Source organism: Microbulbifer maximicatervae (SeqCode), assembly GCF_056231245.1.
This window is the reverse complement of record NZ_CP174334.1, coordinates 4,307,501-4,319,880: the sequence shown is the minus strand read 5'-3', so window position 1 is coordinate 4,319,880 and position 12,380 is coordinate 4,307,501. Positions and strand designations below refer to the sequence as shown.

9 protein-coding genes are annotated in these 12,380 nt (G+C 48.4%); 7 read left to right on the top strand and 2 right to left on the bottom strand.

What is annotated here, in order from left to right; genetic code table 11:
• The first annotated feature begins 3 nt into the window (after positions 1–3).
• Entirely contained in the window at positions 4–3,069 is a 3,066-nt protein-coding gene (locus tag ACJJIS_RS18875) for an efflux RND transporter permease subunit (protein WP_475708807.1), read from the top strand.
• 16 nt (positions 3,070–3,085) lie between these two features.
• Here ACJJIS_RS18875 and ACJJIS_RS18870 read toward each other — a convergent pair whose 3' ends face one another.
• The gene (locus ACJJIS_RS18870; RefSeq protein ID WP_444892747.1) at positions 3,086–4,150 is read right to left on the bottom strand and encodes a helix-turn-helix domain-containing protein; all 1,065 of its coding nucleotides are present in this window, start codon (positions 4,148–4,150) and stop codon (positions 3,086–3,088) included.
• Positions 4,151–4,405: 255 nt separating this feature from the next.
• Here ACJJIS_RS18870 and ACJJIS_RS18865 point away from each other — a divergent pair, with 255 nt between their 5' ends.
• Together ACJJIS_RS18865 and ACJJIS_RS18860 are read left to right on the top strand one after the other, a co-directional pair.
• Positions 4,406–5,623, top strand: coding sequence for a hypothetical protein (locus ACJJIS_RS18865; RefSeq protein WP_413664323.1), 1,218 nt, complete (start codon positions 4,406–4,408; stop codon positions 5,621–5,623).
• Between the two features lie 30 nt (positions 5,624–5,653).
• Positions 5,654–6,733, top strand: coding sequence for a DUF4785 family immunoglobulin-like domain-containing protein (locus tag ACJJIS_RS18860; RefSeq protein WP_475708806.1), 1,080 nt, complete (start codon positions 5,654–5,656; stop codon positions 6,731–6,733).
• A 17-nt stretch (positions 6,734–6,750) separates the two neighbouring features.
• Here ACJJIS_RS18860 and ACJJIS_RS18855 read toward each other — a convergent pair whose 3' ends face one another.
• Complete coding sequence (locus ACJJIS_RS18855; RefSeq protein WP_475708805.1) at positions 6,751–7,209, bottom strand: DUF4124 domain-containing protein; 459 nt, start codon at positions 7,207–7,209, stop codon at positions 6,751–6,753.
• A 451-nt stretch (positions 7,210–7,660) separates the two neighbouring features.
• Between ACJJIS_RS18855 and ACJJIS_RS18850 the strand changes: the two genes are divergently transcribed.
• The 4 genes from ACJJIS_RS18850 (at position 7,661) to pssA (ending at position 11,936) form a co-directional block, all read left to right on the top strand.
• The gene (locus ACJJIS_RS18850) at positions 7,661–9,397 is read left to right on the top strand and encodes an acetolactate synthase 3 large subunit (protein WP_445360557.1); all 1,737 of its coding nucleotides are present in this window, start codon (positions 7,661–7,663) and stop codon (positions 9,395–9,397) included.
• A gap of 11 nt (positions 9,398–9,408) precedes the next feature.
• Positions 9,409–9,900, top strand: a complete 492-nt coding sequence (gene ilvN, locus ACJJIS_RS18845; protein ID WP_282934340.1) for an acetolactate synthase small subunit — start codon at positions 9,409–9,411, stop codon at positions 9,898–9,900.
• Between the two features lie 22 nt (positions 9,901–9,922).
• Positions 9,923–10,948, top strand: a complete 1,026-nt coding sequence (ilvC, locus tag ACJJIS_RS18840) for a ketol-acid reductoisomerase (protein ID WP_445360556.1) — start codon at positions 9,923–9,925, stop codon at positions 10,946–10,948.
• Between the two features lie 112 nt (positions 10,949–11,060).
• Positions 11,061–11,936: a CDP-diacylglycerol--serine O-phosphatidyltransferase gene (gene pssA / locus ACJJIS_RS18835; protein WP_282934338.1), complete on the top strand. Its 876-nt coding sequence runs from the start codon at positions 11,061–11,063 to the stop codon at positions 11,934–11,936.
• The last annotated feature ends 444 nt before the right edge of the window (positions 11,937–12,380 follow it).

Sequence of the window (12,380 nt, the reverse complement as noted above, 5' to 3'; positions counted from 1 at the left end):
GTTGTGAATTTCACAGAGATTTTCATTCGAAAACCAGTGTTGGCCTGCGTAGTCAGCCTATTTATTTTTCTATTGGGTTTGAGGTCGCTAACGGAATTAAATGTCAGGCAGTACCCGGAACTTGAAAATGCAGTTATTACAGTAACCACCGTTTATGTTGGTGCCGACTCAGATCTAGTACAGGGGTTTATTACTACGCCGCTTGAGCAGGAGATTGCTACTGCAGATGGTATAGATTACATGGTCTCCACCAGCGTGCAAGGTCTCTCGACGATAAACGTTTATGTACGTTTTGATTACGATCCAAATGAAGTGTTAACTCAGGTCGTTGCCAAGGTAAATAAGCTGCGCAGTGAATTGCCTGATGAATCAGAGGATTCCAGTGTGGAAATGCAGCAGGGAGAAACCACTGCTGCAATGTACCTTTCTTTTTCCTCAAATATTCTCGCTAATAATCAAATCACGGATTATCTGACACGCGTTGTTCAACCTAAATTGGCGACTATAGCTGGTGTGCAGCGAGCTCGCCTTTTGGGGGACAGTACCTTTGCAATGAGAGTCTGGTTAAAACCGACAGAGATGGCGGCATTGGAAGTCACACCTGCGGATATTTCTGATGCGCTTAGGGATAATAATATTCTGTCGGCAGTTGGTTCGACCAAGGGAACCCGTGTGGCACTGGAAATACGTGCGGATACAGATATTGCACGTCAATTGGATTTTCGCAAGCTAGTGGTTAGAGCCGATGGGGATAAGTTGGTTCGTCTAGGTGAAGTGGCGGAGATAGAGTTAGGAGCTGAATCCTATGACAGCTCTGTGACTTTTAACGGACAATCGGCCACTTTTATTGCTATTGAGGTGGCACCCGATGCGAACTCCCTTGATGTTATTAAAAAAGTACGCGAGGAGTTAGAGCAGAAAATTTTTCCACAGTTGCCAGAGGGTATGCTAGGCGAGATTCCTTACGACAGTACTGAATATATTCAGGACTCCATTGAAGAAGTCGTCAAAACAATTGTTGAAGCAGTATTTATAGTAATTTTGGTGATTTATTTGTTTCTGGGGTCAGTTCGCAGCGTATTGATTCCAGCAATTGCACTACCGCTTTCTCTTGTTGGTGCATTCTTTTTAATGTTATTAATGGGATTTTCCATCAACTTGCTCACATTGCTAAGCATGGTTCTGGCAATCGGAATTGTTGTTGATGATGCCATCATTGTTTTGGAAAATGTCCATCGACATATAGAAGAGGGCTTGCCTCCAAAAGAGGCTGCGATCGTAGGGGCTCGAGAGTTGGCATGGCCTGTAGTGGCCATGACTACAACGCTAATTGCAGTGTATATTCCGATTGGTTTTCTCGGTGGTTTAACCGGGACCCTATTCATAGAGTTTGCATTCTCCCTAGCTGGCGCCGTATTACTGTCTGGAGTGGTTGCTCTTACTTTATCTCCCATGATGGCCTCGAAAATATTAAAGCCTCGCGATGGTGGAGGTACCCGGTTTGAAATTTGGCTGGAACGCCAATTTAATCGACTTCAGACGAGATTTGAAAAATCGCTCCATTCTTCTCTTGATGAGCGCCGAGTTATTTTGGTTTTCGGCTTAATTGTATTGATAAGTTGTTACTTCTTATTTGTGACGTCCCCTCAAGAGCTTGAACCTACAGAGGATAGGGGGCTTGTTCTTACAATTTCTACTGCCGATGCTTACGCAACTTTAGATTATGTTGAACAGTACAGTGGTGAACTTAATGTCATTGCTGAGAGATTTACTGAGGTTGAAAATCTTTTTCTGCTTAATGGGGCGGGCACCTTCAGTAGTGGTGTTAATAATGCGGTGGCCGGGTTTGTTTTGGCTCCCTGGGAAGGGAGAGACCGCGATACGGAAAAGATGCAGGAGTTGATTAGCAGTGATGTACAGCAAATAGCCGGGTTAAAAATAGCCGTTGTGGTGCCACCAAGTCTGCCAACTGCGGGAGGGCAGCTTCCGGTTGAATTTGTTATCGGTTCTACAGAGCCCATGGAGAATCTGGCATCGGTGGCAAGCGATATTATGACCCGAGCCCTTGAGAGTCGAAAGTTTATTTTTCTAGATTCTGATCTGAAAATTGATAAACCAAAAATTGTAATAGAAATTGATCGTGATAAAGCGGCCAGTATGGGTGTGGAAATGGTGGACTTGAGTCGTGACTTAGGTGCGATGTTATCCGGAGCTTATGTTAACCGTTTTTCCCTGGATAACCGCAGTTATAAAGTTATCCCTCAAGTCGAGAGAGTTGACCGCCTAACCCCTGATCAGTTGGAGCAATATTATATTCGGGCGGTAAACGACAAGTTGGTTCCTGTGAGTACTTTGATAAGGCTCACAGAAACCGTTGAACCACAGCAACTAAAGAGATTTCAACAATTAAATGCCGTCACTATTTCGGGTGTGCCACGCCCTGGGATTACGTTGGGTGAAGCATTGATGGTGTTGGATAATGCGGCTAAAGAAATCTTACCAGTTGAGTATTCTGTAGATTACTCGGGGCAGTCCAGGCAATTCAAAACTGAAGGATCGGATTTGGTGGTTACCTTTTTCTTTGCCTTGATAGTGATTTATTTGGTGTTGGCTGCTCAATTTGAATCCTGGCGCGATCCCTTGATTATGTTGGTCACAGTACCCATGAGTGTTTGCGGAGCGATGATTTTTGTCAGTCTAGGATTGACGACCCTCAATATTTACACACAAGTGGGGCTGGTTACCCTGATTGGGGTTATTTCCAAACACGGCATTCTGATAGTAGAGTTTGCCAATAAGTTACAGCTCTCAGGGCTTGATAAGCGATCAGCGATTGAGCAGGCCACTTCAATCCGTTTGCGACCGATTTTAATGACTACTGCATCTCTGGTTTTGGCGATGGTTCCATTGTTAATAGCGTCGGGGCCAGGTGGAGGGGCAAGGTTTGCAATGGGCTTGGTAGTGGCGACAGGTATGACAATTGGAACGCTATTTACTTTATTTGTTGTACCGGCGATGTATATGTATCTTGGGCGGAATTTTGAGGCGGAGGCTGTAGCGGCCTCCTGAGTTTCTTTACACTTATTTACGCTTCGAAAATATCTCTGTCGACATTGCTGCGACGGAATTCGGAAGGGGTGACTCCCTCATGTTTTTTAAAGAAGCGGGTAAATACTGCTCGTTCGGCAAAATGAAGTTGCACCGCAATACTTTCTACGGAATCACTGGTTGAGAGAAGGAGTTTCTTGGTCAGAGATAGCGTAACACTGTCTTTAAGCTGCTGGAATGTTACTCCCTGTTCTCTCAATCTGCGCTGTAAAGTGCGGCCGCTGGTGCGGAAGTGGGCTGCGGCTTGTTTGATAGTAATTTCTTCACTGAGCAAGTGCTTTTCGAGCCAAGCTCGCAAACTGGCTGCCAGGTTATAGCTGGTCAAAGTATTGTGTAAAACTGCCTTTAAAATATTTCGGCTCTGGCTGCGAATGATTTTATGGTAACTGGGTATAGGGAAGTCCAGTATCTGGGAGCCCAGGATAATCGCATTTTCATCAGCGGAAAATTCAATTGGGCACTGGAAAATCCTCTTGTGGATAGAGTCATCTTCTGGCTTTTCACTGCGTAACTTTAATCCCCGAACCTCGGGAAACCTCGGGTTAAGAGTACGCAATAGATCTACTCCACGGCTCATCAGCATTTCAGCAATAAAATGATTGACCGGAGCACTAAAGAGTTCCTGCTGCCAGTTGAGTGTGAGTACTTCCGCATCGGCTTCCTGGTAAGTCTGGAACCGCAGGAGGGGGGCCAGAGTTTGTGAGAGCACAATTTCTGCAGGGCGAAAGATCTCCCTCGGCCGTCTCAAGGAGGGCTGAGCTTCGATAATAGTTTCTTCAAGCCAAAGCATAATTGGGAAGCGGCTAAAGCTGAGACCTGGTGAGGTAACAGGGGATAGCGCCAGTATGCTTTCAATTAGAGCATTGAATTCACTGTAATTGAGCCATTCACTCTCTCCTGGATTCCAGCTAAATGAGAATGGCAATCGTTCAATTAGCGTCTCGGTGGGGATGCCGAGCCTGGCGGCGGCAACCACAAAGTAAGGCGCAAATATCTTGGGCACGCCGGCATGGCCGGACATATTTTTATTTTGGTCTCTCATGACTTACTGCCGTCCGGGTGGCGTTGCCGGCATCATAGCAAAGGCGCCTCAAAGCACGAGTATAAATTGAGGAATATGACGAATTGGTCGCTTCGCGTGGCGGATTCGACCCCCCTCTGGCGCCTTTAATCCTATTCCGAAATAGAGCGTTAAGGATAAGTTTTAGTCGTCTGCTGTACATTGCGTTATTCAGATTTTTTAAAACTCTTCAGTCACGAGAGTTACCACTTACTAAAACAATAAAGGAAAATAACAATGGCACTGTCTAAAAGGCTGGGTACAAGCCTGTCTATTTTTTTCTCGGCGATAATTGGAGCTTCATCAGCGGTAGCGGAAAACTGCTATATCCTGGTTCATGGACACGGAGTCGAAGGACACACTACAAGTGAAAGTAATGATGGGAGTTTAGTGCAGCCAGCACTGGACTATTGGAGTGAGGCGGTTTTCGACGAATATTCTAGCAGTGATTTTATTGAGCAATTGTTAGTTGATGGCGGCAATTACGGCGTTGTCGGTTATAACTCAACTGATGAAGGTGAATTTCCCTACTGGCATGATGAGACTGCGGGTGAAATTGCTCGTCAAATTATAGAGATCCGCTCTGGCCAGGGAGATCGGTTTGAACACGAAAACCAGTGCTCAGCAGAGGACACTTTCTGGATTATTTCCCACAGCCAGGGTGCCGCCCAAATGATGTATATCGCGGGTAACGCTGTTGAAGGGTCCCCATACTACAATCGCGCCTACAACCAGTTCGATAGCAATACAGAAATTCAAGAAGTAAAAAAATGTTCCACGACTTGGTATGGCAGTAAATCCTGTAAAACGGTTGAAGAAGAAGTTCGAGTTGCAGGGCTTAACGAAAGCTATGCAGTGAGCGTTGATTTTGATGCGGCTATCAGCGGTGTTGCTGCAATATTCACCACAGGGGGAGCAATTACCGGAACTGAAGGCGTTGATCGGATATGTAATGGAAGCTGGTATGACGATTTGGTCAACGCACTATTTCTTGGGCGGGAGTGTTCGGCGGTTCGCTATATGCAGACTAATGATGTTTACACTGTGAGAAATTATGTGGGGACTAATCTCGGTGCGCCGGTGTACACCATTGGGGGTTATGCGGGCTTCCCAGGTGTGGAAAGTGCTACCTCCATGCTGCTGAATGGTGAGGATGACGGTTACATTAATTTGGCTTCGCAAATGAACTGTTCCGGATCTGCCAAGCGCAATCTGTGGTCAAATCTCAAAGAATATGAAACCCTGTTTGGAGTAGCATACGGCAGCGCGATTTTTTCTTGTGACAACGACAGTAAAGGCACTGCTCGATCTTACAATTTGGCCAGTATCTATACAGATCATGATGCGCAGCGTAACGGTGGCATTCTATCCCCCGATTATGATTCTATTCCCGATGGACTGGACTGTGGTTCAGGAAAGAACAGCGCGGGTAGAATCTCAGCCTGCACGAATTAACTAAAAAAATAAAAGGCTTCGGAGGTATTGATGTCTACATCAAGCAAAGATCGCTCAAAGGCCCGGCTGGCAGGCTGGGGTGTACTGGCCGTAGTTACTGGACTGGTGGGTTACTGGGCCCTAACTGGTGGTGAAGAGGCGACGCCCGTTGTTGTAGCTAAAGCAAAAGCTGAAGAGCAATCTATCCGAAGCCGCAAGCCTGATAACGTTAAGCCGGCGGAACTGGAGCAAGAGGAAGAGGATCAGTCTGTAAAACTATGGAAGGGAATTCAGTCCCTGCCCAACAAGACTGAGTTACACGAATCCCTTCTCTCGGATCTGGCCCGCTTTCATCGCTATCCGCCAGAAAACCGAGCAATTAAAACTCCTGAACAGGACCCGATTACTCAGACATTTGCGGTGGATGAAAGAACCACTCACAGTGAGGAAGGGGATTCTCTGACTATATGGACAGATGAAAAGTTTTATTTGCGTGGGGATACTATTCGGGTTTTTGCCTATCAGGCCGATAGTGATGGAGATCGGGTCAGTGCTGACCTGACTGCGCTGTTGGTTTACGAAGACCAACAAGTCGTGGGTACCTTGGCTTTTAGTGATTCGGATGGAGACTTAGTCTACGAAGTATTGATGGAGGCGGGCTCCTTTAATAGCCAGGTGCTGGAAGCGGGCATTTTTAAGGTCATTGTGGATACGGATATTGATGGTCTCCGAGATGCGGCAGCATTCACCCTTTCTGAGGATACGGGAAGCTATACAGGATCGCTGCGGGATTCTGTTACCGCCGATGGCAATTTATTAATTGAGGCGGAAGTCGATATCAGCAGAGAGGGGCGCTACTATTTTCAGGGCTCCCTATATAACGATGAGCAATCCCCGATAGGCACAACGCAAAATGCTCTTGAGTTAACGGCGGGGCGGCACTGGATTCCCCTAGAGTTTTATGGGCTCTTGATTCGCGATGCCGGGCAGGACGGCCCCTACCTGGTGAAACAATTGAGTATTGCCAGGGTGACGGTACCTATGGCCAGGGATAGTGCTTTTGAACCAGGCTATTACACTGAACGCTATAGCCTGGATCAATTTACTGATACTCCCTACCAGGAAATGTAGGGAGAATAGGGGGGGCTTTAGCAGTTATCTCGGATACGTTGTTGAGCGGTTGATATACGTTGCTGCCGCTCATCCTCACCCAGGCTTCTATAATTTCCATTTTGGTCGACTGCGCGAATACGAGAATGAGCGGTCAAGGAACTCAGAGACTTTCGTGCTGACTCACAGCGCTTAGCGCGAAGAGCGGCTTGCATTTGCGCTGCTTTTTCCTGTTCTTGCTGACGTACATCGAGTTGCTTTTCAGGTTGCTTTGCTGCGGTTGGCATTGATGGTTTTCGGGGTTTGGCAGCCTCCTGTTCAGCCTCCCATTTCTTATAGCGCTCTGACTTGGGCTTTTTGATCACGTCCACTTGGGTGCCTCCTGGAGGTTGCTCACCGAAGTGGACAACACCATTTTCATCTACCCATTTATAGATGCCGTCGGCTTGAGCGGTCGTAGCTGTTACTGCAATCAATAGCGCCAGTAAGATGCGCATGGTGCTTACCCCTTGTGTTGATGTTCCTTCCGTCCCCTTATTGTACCGATACTGGCGGGTTTTCCTGTAACTGTCTTAACACTTTCGCGGACACCTATTGACAGCTAGGGCTCAATTGGCAAAATCGGGGGTTTACTCAGTGACTAGATCTCACCGCACACCCGTGGTTTTGAGTCTAACCCTGATGGAACACCCTCCATCGAAATTCCACTGAGTGGCCCTCCCCACCCCTGGAGGCCTGCTAACCCCGCAGTGAACCTTTGTAGATTTACTTGGGGTTGGGTGTTTATGCGCGATCAGTTCATCCTAAAAATCGGCAGCTAAACACGCAACAGGCTGATATTTGTCACCATTTTCCCCTATAATTGCTGCCTGGCATTCTTGCTGGTAGGCGTTTTATACGTTTTCGGTGATGGCTATCCTATAAAACAGGAAAATTGAGGAGACTCAAGTGGAATTACTTTCCGGCGGCGATATGTTGGTTCGCGCGCTGCAGGATGAAGGGGTGGATCTGATTTTTGGATACCCGGGCGGCTCAGCGTTACATATCTATGATGCTATTTTTCGGCAGAAGTCGATTAAGCATATTCTCGTGCGCCACGAGCAGGGTGCGACCCATGCTGCCGATGGCTATGCGCGGTCTACTGGTAAGGCGGGTGTGGTACTGGTGACGTCTGGTCCCGGCGCTACGAATGCGATTACTGGCATCGCAACGGCCTATATGGATTCTATCCCTATGGTGGTGATATCCGGCCAGGTACCCAGGGATAAGATCGGTGAGGATGCATTTCAGGAAACAGACATGGTCGGTTGCTCGCGGCCGATCGTGAAGCACAGCTTTTTGGTTAAAAATGCTGAAGATATTCCTACGATCGTCAAAAAGGCATTTTTTATCGCCAATACTGGCCGTCCCGGTCCCGTAGTGATCGATGTTCCAAAGGATGTAACCAACCCGGCGGAGAGGTTCCCCTACCACTATCCTGAAAAATTGCGGATGCGCTCCTATACCCCAGCCGGCAAGGGGCATAGCGGCCAGATTCGCAAAGCTATTGCTATGTTGCTGTCAGCTCGCCGCCCGGTGATTTATTCCGGCGGGGGAGTGGTACAGGGGGGCGGCGCCGAGCTTCTCACCGAGCTGGCTAGAAAGTTGAACTACCCGGTGACTAATACCTTGATGGGGCTCGGAGCATTTCCCGGTAGTGACAGGCGTTTCTTGGGAATGCTCGGTATGCACGGCACTTTCGAGGCAAATACAGCCATGCATCACGCCGACGTTATCCTGGCTGTAGGTGCACGCTTTGATGACCGGGTGACTAATACTCCAGGCAAATTCTGCCCGGGTGCCAAAATTATTCATATCGACGTAGATCCGGCTTCGATCTCTAAAACGATTGTTGCCGATATCCCGATTGTTGGCACGGTCCAGGCTGTCCTTCGAGAGATGCTCGAAGCGTTGAAAGCCAGTGATGAGCAGCCGGATTATTCCGCGATAGTTGACTGGTGGCGCCAAATTGATGATTGGCGTGAGCGTCACGGACTCTACACGGCTCCTCGTTATCAGACTAATGGTGCTCTGATAATGCCGCAGGATGTGATCAAGGCGGTATATGACATTACTGAGGGTGATGCTTTTGTTACATCCGATGTAGGGCAACACCAGATGTTTGCTGCGCAATATTACCTGTTTGATAAGCCGCGCCGCTGGATTAACTCCGGTGGGTTGGGGACTATGGGTTTCGGCTTACCGGCAGCCTTGGGAGTGAAAATAGCCCACCCGGATAAAGAGGTTGTGTGCGTAACCGGCGAGGGAAGTATCCAGATGTGTATTCAGGAGCTTTCTACGGCTACCCAATATCATCTGCCAGTAAAAATCCTCTGCCTTAACAACCAGGCTCTCGGGATGGTGAAGCAGTGGCAGGAGATGCAATATGAAGGAAGGCTTTCCAATAGTGTTTACGAGGAATCGCTGCCTGACTTTGTGAAACTCGCCGAGGCATACGGTCACGTCGGGGTGAAAGTGGAGCGTCGTGAAGACCTACACAACAAGTTGCAAGAAGCTTTTGCAATTAAGGATCGCACTGTATTTATCGACGTGTACGTCGACCCATCTGAGCATGTCTATCCCATGCAAGTGCTACCAAATGGCTCCATGCGTGACATGTGGCTGAGCAAAACTGAGAGAACTTAAAGGGTAGGGCGATGCGTAGAATAATTTCGGTTCTGATGGAGAATGAACCTGGGGCATTGTCCCGTGTTGTTGGCTTATTTTCCCAGCGTGGCTACAACATTGAAAGCCTCACCGTGGCGCCTACTGAGGATGCGACTTTATCGCGTCTCACTTTGGTGACGATTGGTGACGATCACAAGATTGAGCAAATTACCAAGAACCTAAACAAGCTTATTGATGTTGTGAAATTGGTGGACCTCACTGAAGGCTCTCATATCGAGCGGGAGCTGCTATTGGTGAAAGTGCGAGCCAATGGTGCCCAGCGCGATGAGGTGAAGCGCAGTGTCGATATTTTTCGCGGGCAGATCGTCGATGTCACCAGCAGTATGTACACGGTACAGGTGGCAGGAACTGGCGAAAAACTCGATGCGTTCCTCCAGGCGCTGGGGGAGCACACAATTATGGAAGTGGTGCGATCCGGAGTTTCCGGGATTGCCCGCGGTGAAAAAGTATTAAGTGTATAGAGCAAAAAGCAGGAATTGAGCGATGCAAGTTTATTACGACAAAGATTGTGACCTTTCTTTAATTCAGGGAAAAACAGTAGCCATTATTGGTTATGGATCTCAAGGTCATGCCCATGCCAATAACCTGAAAGACTCTGGTGTAGCGAATGTTGTTGTTGGGTTGCGCGAGGGGTCTGCTTCCTGGAAAAAGGCTGAAGGCGCGGGCTTGAAGGTAGCTGAAGTTGTCGATGCGGTGAAAGATGCCGACGTGGTTATGATTCTCGCTCCGGATGAATATCAGGCGAATATTTACAAAGAGCAAGTTGCTCCAAATTTAAAGTCTGGTGTAGCACTGGCTTTCGCGCATGGTTTTAATGTGCACTTTGAATTGATTGAGCCACCAGCGGATGTCGATGTCATTATGGTTGCTCCCAAGGGGCCCGGCCATACCGTTCGATCGACCTACCTTGAGGGAGGCGGTGTCCCTACCTTGATTGCGGTTTATCAGGATGCGACAGGTAAAGCAAAAGACTTGGCGCTGTCTTATGCCTCAGCTAATGGTGGTGGCCGCTCAGGTATTATTGAAACCAATTTCCGCGAAGAGACTGAAACAGATCTCTTCGGTGAGCAGGCTGTCTTGTGTGGGGGTGTCTCCGCGCTTGTAACGGCTGGTTTTGAGACTTTGGTAGAAGCTGGCTATGCTCCGGAAATGGCGTATTTTGAATGTCTGCATGAATTGAAGCTGATTGTCGACCTGATGTACCAGGGGGGCATTGCCGATATGCGCTACTCTATCTCCAATACCGCAGAGTATGGTGACTACGTAACAGGCCCGCGTATTGTTACGGAAGAAACCAAGGCAGAAATGAAACGGGTTCTTAAAGATATTCAAACCGGTAAGTTTGCCAAAGACTTTATGCTCGAGTCCCTGGCGGGGCAGCCGCGCCTGAAAGCTGAGCGTCGCATTGGCAGCGAACACGAGATTGAGCAAGTGGGGGCAAAACTCCGCGCCATGATGCCGTGGATCAAAGCGAATAAAATTATTGATCGCACCGAAGGTAATAGCTGACTTAAGGTTGGCAAAAACGGCAGGGGCGACCCTGCCGTTTTTTTTTGCTCTGGGCTCGGGCGGTAAATTGGCGTTAAACTCGCTGACTGCACAATGCATCAATGGAGAGTATATGAGCGGTCAAGGGGGCGAAAAACAGCCCATAGACTCAAGTAGTGAGGCTACTGAGGAAATTCGTTTGCCTGTCGATGAGCATGTTGAGGAAGAGGTTTCTTCCAGTGGTAAAAGAGTGCGCGCACGAGGTATCTATCTGCTGCCCAATCTTGTGACAACAGGCGCACTGTTTAGCGGCTTTTATGCCATTGTCGCAGGTATGAGTGGGCATTTTGAATCGGCTGCGATAGCGATTTTTGTCGCGATGGTACTGGATGGATTGGATGGGCGCGTCGCTCGCCTGACAGATACCCAAAGTGCCTTTGGTGTTCAATATGACTCGCTTTCAGACATGGTTTCATTCGGCCTGGCTCCTGCCTTGGTCGTTTTCAGTTGGGCGCTGGGAAACCTGGGTAAATTTGGTTGGGCTATAGCATTTTTATATGCAGCTTGTGCGGCATTGAGGCTTGCGCGTTTCAATACACAGGTAGATACCGTTGATAAAGGGGTCTTTATTGGATTGGCGAGCCCAACAGCTGCTGCGATCGTCGCGAGCATGGTGTGGGCAGGCCACAATGCTGAAGTAGGACCAGGCTTGGCTATAGTGGCGGCACTGGTTACTGCGGTTTCCGGTCTCCTGATGGTATCGAATTTCCGCTACTCCAGTTTCAAAGGGCTCGACTTTAAAGGTCGCGTGCCCTTCGTAATGATGCTTGCGGTTATATTGGTCTTTAGCTTAATAGCGATTGATCCGGCAGGTGTGCTCTTAACCCTGGCTGTTCTATATACGCTTTCGGGTCCGGCTATGTGGCTTTGGAATCATTTCCACCGCAGCTCGGAAACTGATGCGGTAGAGGATGACAAGGTAAAGGCGGATTACAAAGATCAGCACTAGTCTTTATTGATATCTCTTTTGGAATTCTGCTGGCCGACTCTAACATTGAGTAGCGGGAGTGCGAACTAACACGGAAAGTGATCGTCGGGAGGTCGGATGCGGCCTCAATACTCCCCTCAAAATAAGAGGGCTGTGCAATTACTGAAAAAAGTCTTGCACAGAAGCACAGTAATCCGTATAGTTCGCGCCCTCGCTGCCTGGGGCGGTGGCGAGAGGCAACTCCAAGCGATTGATTTTCCTCAGAAAATTTCTTCAAAAAAGAGCTTGCCAAGCACGGAGAGGTCGCTATAATGCGCGCCACTTCAAGCAAGATCGGAAACGAACTTGCCGGGGTTCGAGAAAGCGTTTCGCTTCGCGAATCACCGAAAAAAAGCTGCTAAAAATCACTTGATTCAGCGGCACGGATGTGTAGAATACGCGTCCCGCAGTTAGAGCCGAGCGCTC